At 65.3% G+C, this 16,666-nt stretch carries 26 protein-coding genes; 25 read left to right on the top strand and 1 reads right to left on the bottom strand.

Annotated elements, in window-relative coordinates; all coding sequences use genetic code 11:
* Nucleotides 1–49: 49 nt before the first annotated feature.
* The 25 genes from AC6LJ5_RS08780 to AC6LJ5_RS08660 all read left to right on the top strand — a co-directional run bounded on the left by AC6LJ5_RS08780 (nucleotide 50) and on the right by AC6LJ5_RS08660 (nucleotide 16,307).
* On the top strand, nucleotides 50–301 hold the full coding sequence (locus AC6LJ5_RS08780; protein WP_053497735.1) for a helix-turn-helix domain-containing protein: 252 nt from the start codon (nucleotides 50–52) through the stop codon (nucleotides 299–301).
* Nucleotides 298–501, top strand: a complete 204-nt coding sequence (locus AC6LJ5_RS08775) for a hypothetical protein (RefSeq protein WP_053497737.1) — start codon at nucleotides 298–300, stop codon at nucleotides 499–501. Before AC6LJ5_RS08780 ends, AC6LJ5_RS08775 begins: the two co-directional genes overlap by 4 nt.
* A complete protein-coding gene (locus AC6LJ5_RS08770) occupies nucleotides 498–803 on the top strand; it encodes a helix-turn-helix domain-containing protein (protein ID WP_053497740.1) in 306 nt (101 codons plus the stop codon). Before AC6LJ5_RS08775 ends, AC6LJ5_RS08770 begins: the two co-directional genes overlap by 4 nt.
* On the top strand, nucleotides 800–1,030 hold the full coding sequence (locus AC6LJ5_RS08765) for a hypothetical protein (protein ID WP_053497742.1): 231 nt from the start codon (nucleotides 800–802) through the stop codon (nucleotides 1,028–1,030). The genes AC6LJ5_RS08770 and AC6LJ5_RS08765 overlap by 4 nt, the downstream gene beginning before the upstream one ends.
* Nucleotides 1,031–1,035: 5 nt before the next feature.
* Nucleotides 1,036–1,917 (top strand): hypothetical protein, encoded by an 882-nt coding sequence (locus AC6LJ5_RS08760; protein WP_053497744.1) that lies wholly within the window; start codon nucleotides 1,036–1,038, stop codon nucleotides 1,915–1,917.
* 10 nt (nucleotides 1,918–1,927) lie between these two features.
* Complete coding sequence (locus AC6LJ5_RS08755) at nucleotides 1,928–3,733, top strand: DDE-type integrase/transposase/recombinase (RefSeq protein ID WP_053497745.1); 1,806 nt, start codon at nucleotides 1,928–1,930, stop codon at nucleotides 3,731–3,733.
* A gap of 8 nt (nucleotides 3,734–3,741) precedes the next feature.
* Nucleotides 3,742–4,929 (top strand): ExeA family protein, encoded by a 1,188-nt coding sequence (locus AC6LJ5_RS08750; protein ID WP_053497747.1) that lies wholly within the window; start codon nucleotides 3,742–3,744, stop codon nucleotides 4,927–4,929.
* The gene (locus AC6LJ5_RS08745; RefSeq protein ID WP_053497749.1) at nucleotides 4,920–5,222 is read left to right on the top strand and encodes a hypothetical protein; all 303 of its coding nucleotides are present in this window, start codon (nucleotides 4,920–4,922) and stop codon (nucleotides 5,220–5,222) included. The genes AC6LJ5_RS08750 and AC6LJ5_RS08745 overlap by 10 nt, the downstream gene beginning before the upstream one ends.
* A complete protein-coding gene (locus tag AC6LJ5_RS08740) occupies nucleotides 5,212–5,493 on the top strand; it encodes a hypothetical protein (RefSeq protein WP_053497751.1) in 282 nt (93 codons plus the stop codon). Before AC6LJ5_RS08745 ends, AC6LJ5_RS08740 begins: the two co-directional genes overlap by 11 nt.
* Nucleotide 5,494: 1 nt before the next feature.
* Complete coding sequence (locus AC6LJ5_RS08735) at nucleotides 5,495–5,869, top strand: hypothetical protein (protein WP_053497752.1); 375 nt, start codon at nucleotides 5,495–5,497, stop codon at nucleotides 5,867–5,869.
* A complete protein-coding gene (locus AC6LJ5_RS08730; RefSeq protein ID WP_053497755.1) occupies nucleotides 5,866–6,054 on the top strand; it encodes a hypothetical protein in 189 nt (62 codons plus the stop codon). The genes AC6LJ5_RS08735 and AC6LJ5_RS08730 overlap by 4 nt, the downstream gene beginning before the upstream one ends.
* Nucleotides 6,051–6,683, top strand: a complete 633-nt coding sequence (locus AC6LJ5_RS08725) for a DUF3164 family protein (RefSeq protein ID WP_053497757.1) — start codon at nucleotides 6,051–6,053, stop codon at nucleotides 6,681–6,683. Before AC6LJ5_RS08730 ends, AC6LJ5_RS08725 begins: the two co-directional genes overlap by 4 nt.
* Before the next feature lie 2 nt (nucleotides 6,684–6,685).
* On the top strand, nucleotides 6,686–6,907 hold the full coding sequence (locus tag AC6LJ5_RS08720; RefSeq protein ID WP_249204816.1) for a hypothetical protein: 222 nt from the start codon (nucleotides 6,686–6,688) through the stop codon (nucleotides 6,905–6,907).
* Between the two features lie 169 nt (nucleotides 6,908–7,076).
* Complete coding sequence (locus AC6LJ5_RS08715; protein WP_053497759.1) at nucleotides 7,077–7,469, top strand: Mor transcription activator family protein; 393 nt, start codon at nucleotides 7,077–7,079, stop codon at nucleotides 7,467–7,469.
* Nucleotides 7,470–7,535: 66 nt separating this feature from the next.
* Nucleotides 7,536–7,904 carry a hypothetical protein gene (locus tag AC6LJ5_RS08710; RefSeq protein ID WP_196357769.1) on the top strand — a complete coding sequence of 123 codons (369 nt, stop codon included), beginning with the start codon at nucleotides 7,536–7,538 and terminating at the stop codon, nucleotides 7,902–7,904.
* Nucleotides 7,897–8,589, top strand: coding sequence for a DUF7168 domain-containing protein (locus AC6LJ5_RS08705; RefSeq protein WP_053497762.1), 693 nt, complete (start codon nucleotides 7,897–7,899; stop codon nucleotides 8,587–8,589). The genes AC6LJ5_RS08710 and AC6LJ5_RS08705 overlap by 8 nt, the downstream gene beginning before the upstream one ends.
* Nucleotide 8,590: 1 nt before the next feature.
* On the top strand, nucleotides 8,591–8,788 hold the full coding sequence (locus AC6LJ5_RS08700) for a hypothetical protein (protein WP_053497764.1): 198 nt from the start codon (nucleotides 8,591–8,593) through the stop codon (nucleotides 8,786–8,788).
* The gene (locus tag AC6LJ5_RS08695; protein WP_081004522.1) at nucleotides 8,785–9,399 is read left to right on the top strand and encodes a gp16 family protein; all 615 of its coding nucleotides are present in this window, start codon (nucleotides 8,785–8,787) and stop codon (nucleotides 9,397–9,399) included. The genes AC6LJ5_RS08700 and AC6LJ5_RS08695 overlap by 4 nt, the downstream gene beginning before the upstream one ends.
* Entirely contained in the window at nucleotides 9,396–9,659 is a 264-nt protein-coding gene (locus AC6LJ5_RS08690; RefSeq protein ID WP_155492272.1) for a hypothetical protein, read from the top strand. The genes AC6LJ5_RS08695 and AC6LJ5_RS08690 overlap by 4 nt, the downstream gene beginning before the upstream one ends.
* Entirely contained in the window at nucleotides 9,656–9,856 is a 201-nt protein-coding gene (locus AC6LJ5_RS08685) for a hypothetical protein (protein WP_053497768.1), read from the top strand. Before AC6LJ5_RS08690 ends, AC6LJ5_RS08685 begins: the two co-directional genes overlap by 4 nt.
* Entirely contained in the window at nucleotides 9,853–10,674 is an 822-nt protein-coding gene (locus tag AC6LJ5_RS08680) for a hypothetical protein (RefSeq protein ID WP_053497770.1), read from the top strand. The genes AC6LJ5_RS08685 and AC6LJ5_RS08680 overlap by 4 nt, the downstream gene beginning before the upstream one ends.
* A 226-nt stretch (nucleotides 10,675–10,900) precedes the next feature.
* Nucleotides 10,901–11,389, top strand: a complete 489-nt coding sequence (locus AC6LJ5_RS08675) for an RNA polymerase sigma factor (RefSeq protein ID WP_498140284.1) — start codon at nucleotides 10,901–10,903, stop codon at nucleotides 11,387–11,389.
* Nucleotides 11,386–12,321: a FecR family protein gene (locus AC6LJ5_RS08670; RefSeq protein ID WP_498140283.1), complete on the top strand. Its 936-nt coding sequence runs from the start codon at nucleotides 11,386–11,388 to the stop codon at nucleotides 12,319–12,321. The genes AC6LJ5_RS08675 and AC6LJ5_RS08670 overlap by 4 nt, the downstream gene beginning before the upstream one ends.
* A 147-nt stretch (nucleotides 12,322–12,468) precedes the next feature.
* Nucleotides 12,469–15,093, top strand: a complete 2,625-nt coding sequence (locus tag AC6LJ5_RS08665; RefSeq protein WP_498140282.1) for a TonB-dependent receptor plug domain-containing protein — start codon at nucleotides 12,469–12,471, stop codon at nucleotides 15,091–15,093.
* Nucleotides 15,066–16,307, top strand: a complete 1,242-nt coding sequence (locus tag AC6LJ5_RS08660; protein WP_498140281.1) for a cytochrome-c peroxidase — start codon at nucleotides 15,066–15,068, stop codon at nucleotides 16,305–16,307. The genes AC6LJ5_RS08665 and AC6LJ5_RS08660 overlap by 28 nt, the downstream gene beginning before the upstream one ends.
* 51 nt (nucleotides 16,308–16,358) lie before the next feature.
* On the opposite strand, the gene AC6LJ5_RS08655 is transcribed toward AC6LJ5_RS08660, so the two are convergent.
* A complete protein-coding gene (locus tag AC6LJ5_RS08655; RefSeq protein WP_103275105.1) occupies nucleotides 16,359–16,664 on the bottom strand; it encodes a chorismate mutase in 306 nt (101 codons plus the stop codon).
* Between the last annotated feature and the right edge of the window lie 2 nt (nucleotides 16,665–16,666).

The following is a 16,666-nucleotide window of genomic DNA, read 5'->3' as shown; positions in this document are numbered from 1 at the left end:
ACCTGGTTCCCGACCCTTAAAACCACACCCCGCGAGGATAGCAGACGCCATGCATCCTGAATTGATCAAGGCCTCGATTCGCATGAAGGGCACCACGCCCACTGCGCTGGCCGCCAAACTGAAGGTCGCTCCCACCACGGTCTTCGAAGTCATCTCCGGCCGTACAAGGTCGGCGCGCATCGAGCGTGCCATCGCCGATCTGATTGGCCAGCCCATTTCCACCCTCTGGCCGAGCCATGCTCAGCCCAAGCGGATCAATCGCCGCCTGAAGGCCGCTGCTCCCCGTAGGGCGGCAGCATGAAGATCAAGGTCAAGTACACCCGCACACACGATCAGCGCCCTCTGGTTACCTTGGACGGCGGCCCCTTCGTTGGCGTCGAACTAACACTGGAACGGCTGCACGCCCTCGCGCAGATGCTCGACCAGGTCGAGCACGTCGCAGAGCACCGCCCGGTCAAAGGCCGCTTGTGGATGCCTGCAACTTCGGAGTTCACGATATGAACGAAGCGCCCATCAACAGCGCACAGCGCGTGCTGCGCATTTGGAAGGCACTGCGTGGTCACACGCTGACCGGATTGTCCAACCAGGAGATTGCCGCGATGACGGGCGAATCGCCGACGAACGTCACCCGCGCGCTGGCAACCCTGATGACCGAGGACCTGGTCACAAAGTACGAGAACGGCCGTTACGCGCATGGCATGGCAACGCTCCAGTTCGCCCAGGCCCACGCCGACCACTGCGCGCGGATGTCCGCTCGCATCACCGAGATCAACCAGCGAATCGCGGCCGGGACGCAGCTGTGACCCAGGCCAGGCCCGTCGATCACCACACGACCGTCGATATCTACATCGCGGGCAGATCGGAGTATCGCGTGCGCGTGAACCGCATTCCCACGACCGAAGCCGACGTGGCATTTGCGGTTGCCCGCGACATGCTCCTCGAAGTGCTCAAGCACGTCGGCCAGCCGCACGCGCTGCGCATGGAACTGGTCGACGTTCAACCCATTCATGAATCCCCGACAAAAGGATAGTCACCATGGCACGTCCGAAGAATTCCCCCTCCGTCGCTCCTGACACGGCCAAGCCCGCCGCAGATATCGAGGCGGCGCAGGTCCAGGCGGCCGAACGCTCTGCATTGGTCCTCAAGCAGTTCGGTGACGGCTTGCCCTTTGACCTGCCGCGCTACGAACACGTCATTCGCACCCACCTGGCGCGTAGCGCCGACGAAATGCTCGCGGCCGGTCGTGCGTTGCTGGTGGTGCGCGAACATGTGCCGCACGGGGATTGGCGTGATTTCCTGTCCCGTCTCGGCCTCGAACCCCGCCTCGCGCAGCGCATGAGCCAGGCAGCGCTGAAGTTCTCAAATGCGTCGACGTCGACGCATTTGATCGAGGCGGCCGGTAACAAGTCGAAACTTATCGAGCTTCTCGTCCTCGACGACGACCAGGTCGCCGAACTGAATGACGGTGGCACCGTCGCGGGCCTCACGCTCGACGACATCGCCACCATGTCGGTGTCCGATCTGCGCAAGACGCTGCGTGAAGCACGCGCCGAAGCCGAGGCCAACGACAAACTGCTCGCGGAGAAGAACGACCAGATCGATACCCTCAAGAAAGAGCGGGACGCCGCCAATCGCCGCATCAAGGCAGAAAAGCCTGACGCGCAGTTGGTGGGCCTGCACACCGAGGTCGAAGCCGAGCTGGTGGGGCTGGAAGCCACTATTGCCGGCAAGCTGCGCGAAGGCCTGGAAAAACTGTGCGCGGCGTATGTCGAGAACGGTAAGGGCGATGCGCAGCGCACGCGGCTCTTGGCCGCCAGCCTGCGCGCCGTCCAGCAACAGATCGGCGACTTGTTTACCGAGTTCAACCTGCCCCAGGCTGACGGCGACGAACTGCCGGCCTGGGCGCAGGACGAGTAAGGAGGCGACGATGGGAGCCCCCGCCAATGCTGTCATCGCCGAAGAGCTGGCCGACGTCGCCCGTGCCTGGCGCGTTGCGCCGCACGGGCGTAAGGGCGAGATCCTGGCCGGCGCTGCTGCGCGGCTGCAGATGTCGCAGGCCCGGCTTTATCGCCTGCTGGGCGACCTGGTCAGCAAACCGACCCGCAAGCGTCGCTCGGACGCCGGCAAGACCGCACTTCCCGTGGAAGAGGCACAGATGATCGCGGCCGTGCTGCTTGAGCACATGCGCAAGAACGGCAAGATGCTCAAGAGCGTGGAGGCCGCGGTGGAGGTGCTGCGCGCCAACAACATGATCGAAGCGTTGCGCATCAACCCGGCGACGGGCGAAGTTTCTCCCCTGTCAATCTCTACCATCCGCAAGGCGCTGCGCAACTATCGGCTGCATCCGGAGCAACTGCTCGCGCCGGCGCCGGCGATGAGCCTGCGCAGCCTGCACCCGAACCATGTATGGCAGATCGACGCCTCGCGATGCGTTCTGTTCTACCTGCCGCGCGCGTCGAAGGGCGACAACGGCCTGCGCATCATGGACCACACCGACTTCTACAAGAACAAGCCGGCCAACGTCATCAAGGTCATCAACGAGTCGCTGTGGCGCTACGTGGTGACCGATCACACCAGCGGCTGGAACTACTCCACGTACGTCACGGGTGGGGAGAACGCCACCAACCTGGTTGACGTCCTCATCGACGCGATGCATCGTCGCGAAGGTGAAGCCATGTTCGGCGTGCCCCTCATGGTCATGCTCGACCCAGGGTCGGCCAACACCAGCGCGATCTTCAAGAACCTGTGCAAGGCGTTGCGGATCCACGTCCAGATCAACAAGCCGAAGAACCCGCGTGCCAAGGGCCAGGTCGAGAAGGGCCAGGACATCACCGAGCGCGATTTCGAGTCCACTCTGCGGCTGCTGCCGTCCGACAAGGTCGACAGCCTGGAGAAGATCAATGCGCTGGTGGCACGCTGGCGCCGATACTTCAACGGCACGCGAATCCACACGCGCACGGGGCGCACTCGCGACTCCGCCTGGCTGCACATCACACCCGAACAGTTGGTGACCCCGCCGGCAGCGGAGCTCCTGCGGTCACTCGCCCTCAGCGCACCCGAGTCGCGCGTGGTTTCCACGCACTTGCGCGTCAGCTACCGAGGTTCGGACTACGACGTTTCGACGGTCCCCGGCGTTTGCGTTGGCGAGAAGCTGCTCGTCTGCGAGAACCCCTGGGCCCAGGACACCGTCCAGGTCGTCATGAGCGACGACGCGGGCCATGAGGCCTACCAGGTCGTGCAACGTGTCACCTACGACCAGTTCGGCATGGTGGCCGATGCACCCGTTATCGGAGAGAGCTATGCCCGTCACGCCGACACGCCCGCGCAGACCAACGCCAAGGCCCTGGAATTGATGGCGACAGGCACCTCCACCGAGACCGAAGCGAAGGCGGCACGCAAGGCCGGCACCGTCGCCTTCGGCGGGCAGATCGACCCCTTCGCCCACATCGACCAGGCGCTCGAGCACGTGCCCGCCACACTGCCGCGCCGCGGCCGGGATCACGACCTGGTCGCACCGACGGTGCACCTGCCGCCGCTTTCGCACATCCAGGCCGCCAAGCAGCTCAAGTCGGTGTTTCCCGACTGGTCGCCTGAACACTACACACGCCTGCAGGCCCTGTATCCCGAGGGCGTTCCGGCCGATGCCATTGACGCCGCAGTGCAAGCGCTACGCGCGGCCATGGCGCCGGCGCCCATTCAACCGTCCATCGTGCACATCGTGCGCGCCGCCTAGGAAAGCAGATGAGACAGCAGCTGAAACTCAAACGGATCTTGCCGGCGCTCGGCGTGTCGCAAAGCCAGCTTGCGATCGCCGTCGAACTCAGCCCGGCGACGGTCGCTCAACTTGTCAATCACGCCCTATGGCCTCGGGTGCGGCAGCACCAGCTGCGCGAGGCCACGATCCAGTTTTTGAAAGTCCACGGCGCCACCGAGGAACAGATTGCCGTGGCCTTTGAAAAAGAAACGCCACCGCAGGTCAGTGCGGTGGCGCCCGAACAACAGCATACCCCCACGAATGAGGACGAACACATGTCGATTCGCAAGCAGATTCTACACCCTCAGACCCTGCGCCACTTCAAGCTGCCGGGCAACCCCTTTGACGAAGTCGCCAGCAGCGACGAGTTCTACGTCAACGAGCAGCTGCGCTACACGCGTGCCCAGCTGCTGGATGCCTGCAAGCGCGGCGGCTTTGTCGCGGTGGTAGGCGAGTCGGGCTCCGGCAAGACCACGCTGCGCCGCGACCTGCAGGAGCGCGTGCAGCGCGAGGACCTGCCCATCCAGATCATCCGCCCCTACGTGGTCGGCATGGAGCCCGACGACGTCAAGGGCAAGACGCTCAAGGCCAGCGCGATCCTGGACGCCATCATGGCCACGATCGCCCCGCATGAGCCGCTGCGGGCCAGCAGCGACGCGCGGTACCGCCAGCTGGAGAACCGGCTGAAAGAGAGCCACCGCGCGGGTACGCGCCATGCGGTGCTGATCGAGGAAGCGCACGCCATGCCCAAGGCCACGCTGCGCCACCTGAAGCGCTTCGTCGAGCTCGAGGATGGGTTCTCGCGCCTCTTGAGCGTCATCCTGCTCGGACAGAACGAGCTCGCCGAAAAACTCGACCCTCGCGACCCCTCTGTGCGCGAGGTGGTCCAGCGCTGCGAGATCATCACGTTGCCGCCGCTGGGTGAGCACCTGGAAGGCTACCTGCGGTTCCGGCTCAAGCGCTTCGGCGTGGACCTCTCCAAGATCGTGACCGCCGATGGCCTGCAGGCGCTGCGCGAGCGCTTGTGCCCGCCCGTGCCGCGCGGGCACACCGAGCGCTCGTTCCTGTACCCCTTGGCGGTGCACAACCTGCTCACCGCCGCCATGAACCTGGCCGCCGAGAACGGCGCTCCGGCGGTGAGTGCCGACATCGTCATGGAGACGAAATGGAACTGATCGACAACACCACGGCGCCGAGGGTCTATACCCCGGCGCGCATCGCGCAGATAGCGGCTGCCAACGCCGCGGGCCGGGCGCTGCGGATGCTGGGCCTGCGCGTGATAAGCGAGGAGCTGATTCCGGACGACGGTGGCGCGCCCATCTTGCTGCTCGACCTGTGCGGGATGCCCGCTGAGTACCTGCGCGGGATGTGCGAAGCCTCCACGCGCCAGGCCGACGGCCGCATCACGGCGCTGTTTCAGGGCGTGCGCCTGGCAATCCAACAGGACGAGGTGCGCCATGACGGTTGAATTCATGTCGGGCCCGACTTTGGCCAACCCGGCGGCGTTTGACTCGATCGATGAGCTGCGCTACGCGCTGCATGGTGCCAACAAGGACCTGACCAACCTGTTCTTCGAGCATTGCTCGTTGCGCAGTTCCTTCGCCGAGTTGAGCCAGCTGCTCAGCGACATCATGAGCGCCCAGCTGGGCAATGACGAGGAGGCACTGCGCAAGCACATCGCCGCCGCGATCCAGCGCACGCGGTTCGCGCACACCGACACGCCGGCAACGAGGCACTGACATGGCTCGCGTTCGCGCCTTGATGGTCTTTCAGGTTGTGGTGGCCGGGATGCGGCTGCGCGTGCGACTGCTGCCCAGTGTAGCCGACGTGGACGCGGAGTATCGCGGAGGCCGCAGGCGCAGCGATCGCAAGGTCGTTCACGGCTATTTCCAGCCGGCCGCGCCGGGTGCCCGCGTGATCGGGACGGTCGCTGTGCCGCTCTCGGGCAGCAACCTGCGTGAGATCGTTCCCCACGAAGTGTCCCATGCCGTCATCCATCACCTGCAGGGCGTGAGCGCGCGTGACGATGAGACCGCTGCCAGCGCGATCGGGCTGTTGTGCGCGGCAATTTTTTCCAGGCTCGAGGCGTTCGCCGCCTTTCAGGAGACCCCATGAGCAAATCTGACGATGTCGCCGTTGTGGCGCTCATCCGTATCAAGACCGTGTTGCGCCGCCACCAGGCGCCGGCCAGCTCGGTCAGCAAGCACGACGCCATCGTGCAGATCTCGGCCATCGTGGACGAGGCCGCAGCCGAGATCGCCGACTCCATCGCCTCGCCCAACATGAAGGAAGCATCATGACCAGCACCACCGCCAACCGCCCCGACATCCCGCCGGGATTTCGCCTCAAGGCGGACGGTTCGTACGTCCCCGAAGCCCTGGTATCCGATATCGACAAGCTGCGCGACCAGACCATCGAGACGCTCATCGACCAGGCCAAGATCATCAGCACGTTGCTGGCGGATTTCAAGGTCCGCGCGTTTCGCGATATCGAGGCATTTGTCGAGACGAGCGTCGAGCAGTACGGAGTGAAGTCGCGTAGCGTCAAGGGAAACCTGACGCTGACCTCGTTCAGCGGACGCTACATGATCCGGCTGCAGATCCAGGACCGTCTCGTGTTCGACGAGCGCTTGCATGGGGCCAAAACCCTGATCGACGAATGCATCACCTCCTGGTCTGAAGACTCGCGCGACGAGATCAAGGTGCTGGTGAACGATGCATTCCGGGTGGACAAGGCCGGCCAGATCAACACGGCTCGCGTGCTGGGCCTGCGTCGTCTTCCCATCAAAGATGACCGCTGGCAACGTGCCATGGCCGCGATCAGCGACAGCGTGAGCGTGGCCAACAGCAAACCCTATGTGCGCTTCTACGAGCGGCGCGAGGGTTCGGACGAGTACTCGCCGATCTGCCTGGACATCGCGGCGGTGTGATCATGACCATGGCCAGAAATCTGCTTTCGATCGCGCAGTGTGTGGGCTGCGGATGTTCCGACAACGATGCCTGCTGCGACACCAAGGGCAGCGATGTGTGCTACTGGCTGCGGGTTGACCGCACCCTGGGCAAAGGTGTTTGCAGCTGGTGCCCGGAACATGTGCCAGCCTGGGATGCCGGCGAATACGACAGGCGCACCCGCATCGGTCCGATCGATGTATGACCCAGCCGCTCCACACCCCAAGCGATAAGGGGGCCGCGCACGGCTAAATGCGCGGGACGTCCCAGCCTGGCCGGGGGGGGCTCAGATCGACCCCGGATTTTTTTGACATGCACGCTTTCTTGAACGCCTTGCCCTTGTAGGGCGCTCCGGTAAGCGCCAGGAGCCAGAAATGACCATGCCCCCCGACGATACGCCGTCCGTACGACGCCGCCACAAGACCCTGCAGGAGATGGCCGAGCTGTTCGGCATCTTCCTGATCGAGCGCCTTCAGCTTACGGCCGAGGACGCAGCCACACTCGGCGATGAGCTGGTCGATCTGGTGCACCGGCATTACAGCGGCCAGAGCCTGTATTTCCCCAAGGACCGCGGCTATGTCCGGCTGGAGCACGACACCTACATCTGGCACCACCTTCGCCGCGGCAATGCGTCGGAGATCGCCGCGCACCTGGGCGTGAGCTATGTGTATGTCTACCAGCGCTACCGCGTCATGCTGGCCGAGTCGCGGCGCCGCACCCAACCCCAGCTTCCTGGAATGGATTCCCCTGAGACCGACGGTGCGTAGCGCCAGCGGTCCATTTTCGCAGCCGTAGAGAGCCCCCTCATCAACGAGAACACAATGGACACAGCCATGAATCCCATTCAACGCATCCGTACAGTCCTGGATGCCTACAAGACGCCGGGCAGCCCGCTGAGCAAGGCGGCTTGCCTTGCTGAAATCGACTCCATCGTCGCCGACGTCGAGCGTCTCGACCACCTGACGGCTGTGGACGACAGGCTGAAGGTGGATATCCTGCGTGCCAGCATTGTCAACATCGGCCGGCTGCTGCCGGATCGCATGAGCATCGCGTTTACGCGGCTGGATGCGGTCACCATGCTCAAGCAGGTCTTCCCAGATGGCGAGACCCAGGACTGCATTTTCACTGGCCACACGCCGATCTATGCCGTTCCGGTCGTGCCGGCGCTGCGAAGCCTGCCCGAGGATCTCCAACATGGATAAAGACGACATCCTTCGCAAGATCGGGAAGTGCCTGGCGCTTGCAAAGTCCAGCGAGCCGGCCGAGGCCGCTGCAGCGCTGCGCCAAGCGCAAGCGCTGATGCGTGAGCACGGCGTATCGCAGCTGGAAGCTCAGGCGGTCGGTGCTCGTGAGTGCTCGGTCAAGGCCACCGCTCGCAAGCCGAGTAGGCATGAAGCCCACCTTGCTGGCCTTGTGGCCGACTCATTCGGCTGCGAGCTCATCCTCGCGAGCGGCGGAGTCCTCCCCGGTGGAGCGGTGTGGCTGCTGGTCGGCTGCTCGCCCGGTGTCGAGGTGGCACAGTACACCCTGCAGGTGCTGTTGCGGCTGATGGCGCGGGCGCGCGCCGACCACATCAAGGCGAAACTGAAGCGTTGCGGCCCCAAGAATAAGACGGCCCGTGCTGATGCCTTCTGCCAGGGTTGGGTCGCGGCCGTCGCATCTCTCGTACCTCGGCGGATGGAACCCTCGGCAGACCAGAAGACTGCGATCGAGGCGCACATGCAGCTGAATCACCCGAACCTGGACAAGTTCACCCCGCGCAGCCGTGACGCCGGCGCTCGCGGCTGGGCCGACCAGGTCGCGGGCCACCACGCTGGTGCTGGCATCCAGTTGCATCAGGGCGTGGGCGCAAGCGCGGCGCCATTGATGCTTGGACAGGGGAAGTAGCATGGCCAGCCCCACCTCCAAACAGCTTGCCGGTCGCCAACGTCGTAGCCTGCGCGCCATTCGGGAGCGGCTTCTCAACATGGCTGAAGCTTGGGATGGCGTCGATCAGTTCAATATGGGTGAACTGAGCGATCTCGCCGACCACGCTGAGCGAGTATCCGCCCAAATGATGGCCGACGATATCGGGGGGCAGCCGTGAGGGGCGCCTCGGCACCGCGTGCCGCCGAGCGCCAGCGCCTGATCCGGCTTGTACATGTCGCCCAACGCGAACTGAAGCTGGACAAGGAGACCTATCGCGCGGCTCTGCTGACGGTCACCGGCGGCAAGAAGGACTCCTGCTCAGCGATGAGCGCCGAAGAGCTGCAACTGGCCCTGGATCACTTCAAGCGATTTGGCTTCAAGGTGCGTTTGAAGCCGCGCCCCGGTCGGCCGATCGACACCGAGGCTACAAGCAAGAAGATTCGCGCCCTGTGGCTATTGTTGCGCGATCTGGGTGCGGTCAACAACGCCTCCGAGGAGGCCTTGGCCGCCTACGTCAAACGGATCACCGGTGTCGAGGCGCTGCAATGGATTGACGGCGCTCAGGCGGAGCGCACGATCGAAACGATGAAGAAATGGGCGATGCGCATCCTGCCAGAGCGTGTTCGGCATCTCGTCGATCAGGTGCGCGATCGGCAGCTCGAGCCAGCAGTTCTCGGCAAGCTGCAGGCCAAGCTCAACCAGGCCTTCACACGCAACACCTTCGACCCGATGCTTGAAGCCTTCGAGGCCTTGCAAGTGGCGTTGAATCTGGGGAGTACCAAGCCGTGAAACGAGTGCCACGCCTCAAGATCGAGACCGAGCTGGGCACTGAGATCCAGTGCTTTCGTTGCAAGGACTTTTGGCCCGCTGACGGTGAGTTCTTCTACACCGCCAGAGGCAAGCTGCATACCTGGTGCAAGGCCTGCTACCTGAGCGACGAGAAGGTCATCCAGAAGGCCGAGCGATGGAAGGCAAAGCTGCGCGCGGACCGGGCCGCAGCGAATGGCCGAAACTGCGAAGCGAGCCCGGATCAAGGAGCAATCCCATGAGCGAATCCTTCAGATGGGCTTTGGCCCTGACATATTTGGGCAGCCTATTCGGTATGGCCGCCTTTCTGATTTACAAGCGCGCGCCGGGGTGGGGCTGGTTCCTCGCAGTTGTCTGCGTAGTTGTCTCCAGTACCACCATCCACATAGATTCGGATCGGAGCGACGCCACGATGACCATCAGCAAGGAAGCCCGATGACCAATCAGAACAAATCCGCCCAGGCAGCAACGCAGGAAGCCGTGCAGCGCGCACTTGAACTCTATGCTGAGTGCTACGACACGATGACCCGGATTGCGCACCGTGAAGGCCGAGAACCGGTCGTCTCGCCCGTGTCCGTAGCCATCGATATCCGCAGAAACATGGTCAACGCCGTGTTGAGGGCGCTGTCCCTGGTGCGCGCCCCTGTAGCCGGGGAGGCGGTGACGGACGAAATGGTCCAGGCCGGTGCCAAGGCCGCGCGCGAGTATCTCGAGCGGACCGGCGGCAATGCCCCGGCCGAGATCTACAGGGCTATGCGTGCTGCGGCTCCTGCAGCGGCCCAGGCCAGCGCCGAGCACGTGCACAAGGTCCGCGCCGACGCATTTACCGCCGGTTTCATCTGCGCCGGCGGAGATGCAGAGGAAGCCAAGCAACAGGCACCGCAGTTCCAGGCGTGCATTGATGCCGGTCGAGAGCACAACCACAGGCGGACAAGGGCGGATACCGCACTGCCGGTTCCGCTCGGCAGTCTGCAGACGGCTCCTTATAGTCCTTCCTTTCAACATCCACTTTCGGAGCCCGCCAAACCTTATGACCAACAAGACGGCATCCAACGCCTGCGCGATTACGCCGGCACCGTCACTGATGTGGTGGTTACGTCGTTGGCGAGCGTGGCATATCAGTACGCCATGACCCTGAGCTTCGTTGCGCGCACTGCGGACTCGGATCAAGTGGAGAGGGTAGCCCGACGCATGACCGCCAAGCTGGAAGACGAAATCCGTGCCATCATATCCAGCCAAGGCGGCAGTTCGTCCTGACCTTGCGATCGGGCTAAATCAACCGGCCCGATTCTGTAAGGCTCTTGCAATTCCATCCCGATAAATCCCTTCCCATCCCGCGGTATCCCGGATTTATCTCAGCTGTCTCCCCGGATTTATCTCTCTTCTCTTCAACTGCCATTCCATGCGCCTATTTGATATCAATAATTATTATCATTTATACTTCGTCGCGAATCTGGCTCTGACGGCCGACCGGGCCGGCGTCATGTCTACGCTTACGGATGTATTTCTTCGCCACTACCGCGAACTGCTGGGCTTTCTTTCACTGCGCACGGGGTCGCGCGACGTGGCCCAGGACTGCGCCCATGACACCTGGATCAAGCTGGCGCAATTCCGTGACCGCACGCGCCCGGACAATGACCGCGCCTACGTCTTCCGCGTCGCCGCCAATATCGCCACCGACTGGCACCGTCGGCGCAGCCGCGAACTGACCGGCGCCGCCGACTACGCCAGCGCCCTGCCCCCAACCAACGAGGCCGACACGCTGGAGGTCGCCGTGGCCAACCAGATGCTGCGACGGCTCGAAGCCGCGCTGCTGTCCCAGCCGCGCCGCAGCCTGGACGTGTTCGTGATGCACCGGCACGACGGCCTGACCTACCGCGCCATCGCCGAACGCTACGCGATCACGGTCAGCGCGGTCGAAAAACACATGATGCGCATCCTGCTCGCCTGCGACCAGGCGCTGGCGGCGTGAGCGCCGCCGACGCGCGCGATCGGCAGGCCAGCCTGGCCGAGCAGGCCTCGCGTTGGGTCGTGCGCCGCAGCGGGCAGCCGTTGGCCCCGGAGGCTCAGGCGGAGTTCGACGCCTGGTATCAGGCCGATATCCGCCATGCCGAAGCCTATGAACGGTTGGCGCGGATATGGCGCCGCATGGGTGACATCGACCAGGCCCGGCTGGCCAAGCGCCCGGCGCGCGGACGCAAGGCAACGGTCGCGGCGCTGCTGATCGCCGCCACGGCCTGGCCCGTCTGGCAATTCTCGCGCGATGCCCATCCCGGCGCGGACTATGCCAGCGGCAACGCGCTGCGCGTCGTCGAGCTGCCCGACGGCTCACGCGTCACGCTGGACGCGGAGTCCGCCATCGCGCTGGACTATGCGGCGGGCGAGCGCGTCGTGCGCCTGCTGGCGGGCCGCGCGCTGTTCGAGGCCGCCCCTGCCGCGCAAGGTGGCCCCGCCTTCACCGTCACCACGCCCGATGCATCAGCCACGGCGCTGGGCACGCGCTATACCGTGGAGCGCCAGGAGCATGGCACCCGCGTCGCGGTCTACGAACACCGCGTGCAAGTGCATTGCCGGATCTGCGCCGACGATCGCGCCGACATCCTGGACAGCGGCGACAGCGTCCAGGTCTCGGCCGACGGCATCGTCCGCGTCGCCTCGTCAAGCGAAGCGGCGCCGGACTGGAGCCAAGGCCTGCTCTCGTTCAACGATGTGGCGCTGCCGGCGGCGGCGGCGCAATTGTCCCGCTACACCAGCAAGCGCGTGCTGGTGCTGGGGCAGGCCGCGCGCAATGCGCGCATCTCCGGCACCGCGCGCCTGGCCGACCCGAAACGCGCGCTGGAACTGCTGCTCGCGCAGACCCGCGTGCGGATCACCGACCTGCCGGGACTGCTGCTGCTGCGTTGACCGCGACGACCGGCATGCGGCGGCCCATTTGCCGTTTGCCAATCGGTAAATAAGAATCAATATAAATTATTCATGGCGATCGCGCTGAGGTAATCCAGCGCCCGCAGCGTCCTACGGCCGAGATCAACACCGCTTTTGGACGCACGCATGTCTACCTCTTCCATCGGCCGACGCCGCGCCGGCACCGCGTTGCTCGGCGCCGTGCTGGCCCTGGCCGCTCCCGTCTACGCGCAACCCGCCGCACGCCCCGCCACATACAACCTGCCCTCCCAGCCCTTGGGCGATGCGCTGCTGGCGCTAGGCCGCCAGGCAGGCCTGGAAATCTCGTTCCCGCCAGCCGCCGTCGCCGGCAAGACCGCGCCGGCGCTGCGGGGCGAATACTCGCCGCTGCTGGCGCTGGGCCACCTGCTGGCCGGATCCGGCCTGGCCCTGAAAGCGGACGGTCCGGGCCGCTACATCGTCTACGTGGACAAGACCAATCTGTTCTCGGCCCACCGCCTGGACGCGGTGCGCGTCTACGGCGAACAGCCCGGCGAGCGGACCTACACCCGCGAACAGATCACCGAGACACCCAGTTCCAACCGCGACCTGACATCGCTGGTCGCCAGTCACCCGGCGGTGCGCGTCAATGCCGGCGCCAACGGTTCGCAGAACCGGGGCTCGCTGGACGTGGAAGACCTGTCCTTCCACGGCGCCAGCCCCTACCAGAACCTGTTCCAGCTGGACGGCATGGACGCCACCAATCGCCTGGACCCTGCCAGCAAGAACCTGAACCTGCAGGTCGGCAACATCCCCAGCAACAGCCAGTCGTATTTCGTCGACACCAGCCTGCTCGAGGAAGTGCGTGTCTACGACAGCTTCGTGCCGGCGGAATACGGCCGCTTCACCGGCGGCGTGGTCGACGCCCGGCTGCGCCGCTACTCCGGCGAGAACCACCTGAGCCTGGACTACCGCTGGAACACGTCGAAGATGACGCAGCAGAAGGTGGCCGAAGGCGAGGAAGCGAGCTGGGCGCAGGGCAAGCCCGGCTACGCGCCGGAATGGAAGAAACGCTTTTATTCCGGCGTGGCGGATCTGGCCTTCAACGAGAAGTCCGGCGCGGTCCTGGCGGTATCGCGTCGCCAATCCGACATCACGCGCTGGAACATGGGCGTGGACGGCAAGGGCCAGCCGCTGCCCGGCCAGGACAACTATCGCGACCAGATCGACAATTTCCTGGGCAAGTTCAGCGTGCGCGTCAGCGCGCGGACCACGGCCGACCTGGTGCTCAAATACAGCGACCGCAAGGAAACGCTGGTCAGCAACCTCTTCCGCGAAACCCGCTGGGACAACAACCATGCGGCGCGCGGCATCAGCGTCAACATCGACCACCAGTTCCAGGGCGGGCGCTATTCGCTGCAGGCCGGCTGGGACCGCGCGCTCAGCAACCGCGTATCGGTCGGCGACGAGCTGGTCACTTTCCAGCCCCGGGGCCTGCCGCAATATACGGCGGGCGGCTTCGGCAAGGAACAGAAGCAGCAGGACAGCTGGACCCTCAAAGGCCGCGTCGACCTGGATCCGGTGCGCACCGGCGCAATCACGCACATCCCCTACGCCGGCCTGGAATGGCAGCGGGTGCAGGCCGGGTTCGAACGCTTCCAGCAATCGCATTCCTACCGTCGCGCCTACGACAACAAGGGCGGCTACCAGGACTTCAGCAAGGTCCGCTACCTGCCCGGCACCGTGGACGTGAACTACGACAGCGTCAGCGCGTATCTGTCCGACCGCATCGAATGGGAACGGCTGGCCCTGGACGCCGGCGTGCGCTATGACCGCGAGAGCTTCCTGGGCACGAACAATATCTCGCCGCGCTCCCGCCTGGATTGGGATGTGCTCGGCTCGGGCGACACGCTGCTCAGCGCGGGCTGGTCGCGCTACTACGGTTCGGAAGTGCTACAGACCGCGCTGGAGGAAGAGATCAACCGCATGCGGCGGCAGGTGCTGGACGCCAAGGGCCGCCCGGTCACCGACGGCACCAGGGAATACTACGTGCGCTATCAGGGCCTGCGCATGCCCTACGACGACGAATGGGCCATGTCGCTGCGCCAGCGCCTGGCCGGCATCGAAGGCACGCTGAGCTATGTGCATCGCAACGGCCGCGATCAATGGACCAAGGCCGGCAACGATACCGACGGCTACCTCTACACCAACGACGGCCACTCGACCACCGATGGCGTCAGCCTGACGCTGCGTCCGCTGGAGCCCTGGCGCCTGGGCGAGACACGCTGGAACCTGCTGGCGACCTGGAGCTGGCAGAAGCGCAAGACCAACGGCGACCTGGTGAAGGGCTATAGCGGCGACGCCCGCGATCCCGACGACCAGGTGATCTACAACAACGCGCAGATACGCGCCATGGATCTGCCGCCCAGCAATTTCCACCAGCCGCAGGAAGCCGTGCTGCACCTGATCGGCGCACTGCCCAAGGCCGGCCTGACCTGGAGCAACAAGCTGCACTGGCGCAGCAAGCGCGACGCCACCATCTACGTGGGCGTGGGACCCAAGCCGCTGTACCTGCAGCGCTACGAGTCCGGCAACCTGCCCTCGTACTGGACCTGGGACACCAAGCTCGCGTGGCGGCCGACCTTCGCCCGCAATCTCGAAATCTCGGCCGAGGTGCTGAACGTGCTCGACAGCAAGCCCGCGCTCACGGCCAGCAACCCGAATCTCAAGAGCAGCCGCGCGCTGTATCAGGTGGGACGTGAAATATGGCTGCAAGTCGGTTATCGCTATTGATGCTGGGCGCGGCGCTGGGGGCCGCCGCGAACGCGACCGACCCGTCCGCGGCCGTCTGCCGCGCGCAGGCCGGCTGGGATCTCGCCTGCCTGCGCGCGCGCTATGCGGCGCCGAAGGCGCAATGGCCCGCGCCGTCCATCGATCCGGGCGTGGCCTGGACCGAATGGGCGCCGGTGCCTGCCGCGTCGGCCCCCGCCCTGCAATGGACCGCCGCCAATGCCGGACAGGCGCAGCTGGCCGCCGATGTGGCCACGCCCGCGATCGTCGCGCTGGGCCAGACGCTGTTCTTCGATGCGCGCCTGTCGCGCAAGAGGCAGGTATCCTGTGCGTCCTGCCATGCGCCCGAACGCGCCTTCACCGACGGCAGGCCGCTGGCGGTGGGCGAGGACGGGCTCATGGGACGGCGGCGCTCCACGCCGCTGTACGCCGCGCCCTTCGCGCCCCGGCTCTTCTGGGACGGACGCGCCGCCACGCTCAAGGAACAAGTGATGGGGCCGCTGCACGATCCGCGCGAGATGAACCACGACGCGGCCGGCGCGGTCGCCCGGCTCGACGCATCCGAGTCCTATCCCGCCCGGTTCCTGCGCGCATTTGGCGCAGCGCCCGCACAGGGTTCGCCTCCAGGCGCCGTCCCCATGTCGTCCGTGCCAAACCCGCCACTCGATGCCATCTCCGTGGCGCCCGTGCCGGGCTCTCCGATCAATGCCGACCGGCTGGCGCGCGCGCTGGCCGCCTACGTCGCCACCCTGCGCCCTGAACGCACACGCTTCGACGACTTCATCGAAGGCCGCGCCATGGCGCTGGACGACACCGAGCTGCTCGGCCTGCACCTGTTCCGCACCCGGGCCCGCTGCATGAATTGCCACGGCGGCCCGCTGCTGAGCGATCACGCCTTCCACAACATCGGGCTGTCTTTCTACGGCCGGCGCAACCAGGATCTGGGGCGCTATGAAGCGACGCGCGATCCGGCGGACCTGGGCAAGTTCCGCACGCCCAGCCTGCGCAACGTCGCGCGCGCCGGCCCGTGGATGCACAACGGCCTGTTCCCCGACATGAGAGGTCTGCTGCGCATGTACGACGCCGGCATGGGCCGCGACCCAGTACCGCGCGAACCACCGGATCCGCTGGCGCCGCGCAAGTCGGAACACATCCGGCCGCTCGATTTGAGCGCGGACGAGATCGACGCCCTGATGGCGTTCATGAAGGTGTTGTGAAGCGGGCGCGCTGTCCGCCGGCGCGAAGCCGGCGGGCAGGCCGGGAAGGGATCAGGAGTACGGACGGTCGCGCAGGCGGCTGTGGTGGTCGATCACGGTGTCGATCACCTCGCGCAGGATGGTTTCTGCCAGCGCGGCCGGCACGCCGGCCTCTTCGGCCAGGCGGCGGATGCGCGCGACCTGCTGGGCCTCGCGCTTGGGATCCACCAGATCCATGCCGTGGTTCTGCTTGAGCTCGCCGATCATGTCGGTGCAGCGAAAGCGCACGCCGAGCAGCAGCATGATCTGCTGGTCGATCTCGTCGACCTCGGCGCGCAGCGCTGCCAGTTCGGCCTTGGGGGAATCGTGGTCAGCCATGT

It is taken from the genome of Achromobacter sp. 1011791174, from assembly GCF_059760925.1.
Note: the sequence above shows the minus strand (reverse complement) of the source record. Positions and strands in the feature narration are given on the sequence as shown.

What these genes read in the sequence shown, in the direction of transcription:
- AC6LJ5_RS08745 (WP_053497749.1), top strand. Translation starts at nt 4,920, where the DNA reads ATGGAACTGATCGACAACACCACGGCGCCGAGGGTCTATACCCCGGCG.
- AC6LJ5_RS08735 (WP_053497752.1), top strand. Translation starts at nt 5,495, where the DNA reads ATGGCTCGCGTTCGCGCCTTGATGGTCTTTCAGGTTGTGGTGGCCGGG.
- AC6LJ5_RS08775 (WP_053497737.1), top strand. Translation starts at nt 298, where the DNA reads ATGAAGATCAAGGTCAAGTACACCCGCACACACGATCAGCGCCCTCTG.
- AC6LJ5_RS08715 (WP_053497759.1), top strand. Translation starts at nt 7,077, where the DNA reads ATGACCATGCCCCCCGACGATACGCCGTCCGTACGACGCCGCCACAAG.
- AC6LJ5_RS08750 (WP_053497747.1), top strand. Translation starts at nt 3,742, where the DNA reads ATGAGACAGCAGCTGAAACTCAAACGGATCTTGCCGGCGCTCGGCGTG.
- AC6LJ5_RS08730 (WP_053497755.1), top strand. Translation starts at nt 5,866, where the DNA reads ATGAGCAAATCTGACGATGTCGCCGTTGTGGCGCTCATCCGTATCAAG.
- AC6LJ5_RS08725 (WP_053497757.1), top strand. Translation starts at nt 6,051, where the DNA reads ATGACCAGCACCACCGCCAACCGCCCCGACATCCCGCCGGGATTTCGC.
- AC6LJ5_RS08665 (WP_498140282.1), top strand. Translation starts at nt 12,469, where the DNA reads ATGTCTACCTCTTCCATCGGCCGACGCCGCGCCGGCACCGCGTTGCTC.
- AC6LJ5_RS08740 (WP_053497751.1), top strand. Translation starts at nt 5,212, where the DNA reads ATGACGGTTGAATTCATGTCGGGCCCGACTTTGGCCAACCCGGCGGCG.
- AC6LJ5_RS08675 (WP_498140284.1), top strand. Translation starts at nt 10,901, where the DNA reads ATGTCTACGCTTACGGATGTATTTCTTCGCCACTACCGCGAACTGCTG.
- AC6LJ5_RS08700 (WP_053497764.1), top strand. Translation starts at nt 8,591, where the DNA reads ATGGCCAGCCCCACCTCCAAACAGCTTGCCGGTCGCCAACGTCGTAGC.
- AC6LJ5_RS08685 (WP_053497768.1), top strand. Translation starts at nt 9,656, where the DNA reads ATGAGCGAATCCTTCAGATGGGCTTTGGCCCTGACATATTTGGGCAGC.
- AC6LJ5_RS08760 (WP_053497744.1), top strand. Translation starts at nt 1,036, where the DNA reads ATGGCACGTCCGAAGAATTCCCCCTCCGTCGCTCCTGACACGGCCAAG.
- AC6LJ5_RS08720 (WP_249204816.1), top strand. Translation starts at nt 6,686, where the DNA reads ATGACCATGGCCAGAAATCTGCTTTCGATCGCGCAGTGTGTGGGCTGC.
- AC6LJ5_RS08755 (WP_053497745.1), top strand. Translation starts at nt 1,928, where the DNA reads ATGGGAGCCCCCGCCAATGCTGTCATCGCCGAAGAGCTGGCCGACGTC.
- AC6LJ5_RS08770 (WP_053497740.1), top strand. Translation starts at nt 498, where the DNA reads ATGAACGAAGCGCCCATCAACAGCGCACAGCGCGTGCTGCGCATTTGG.
- AC6LJ5_RS08710 (WP_196357769.1), top strand. Translation starts at nt 7,536, where the DNA reads ATGAATCCCATTCAACGCATCCGTACAGTCCTGGATGCCTACAAGACG.
- AC6LJ5_RS08780 (WP_053497735.1), top strand. Translation starts at nt 50, where the DNA reads ATGCATCCTGAATTGATCAAGGCCTCGATTCGCATGAAGGGCACCACG.
- AC6LJ5_RS08655 (WP_103275105.1), bottom strand. Translation starts at nt 16,664, where the DNA reads ATGGCTGACCACGATTCCCCCAAGGCCGAACTGGCAGCGCTGCGCGCC.
- AC6LJ5_RS08705 (WP_053497762.1), top strand. Translation starts at nt 7,897, where the DNA reads ATGGATAAAGACGACATCCTTCGCAAGATCGGGAAGTGCCTGGCGCTT.
- AC6LJ5_RS08680 (WP_053497770.1), top strand. Translation starts at nt 9,853, where the DNA reads ATGACCAATCAGAACAAATCCGCCCAGGCAGCAACGCAGGAAGCCGTG.
- AC6LJ5_RS08660 (WP_498140281.1), top strand. Translation starts at nt 15,066, where the DNA reads ATGGCTGCAAGTCGGTTATCGCTATTGATGCTGGGCGCGGCGCTGGGG.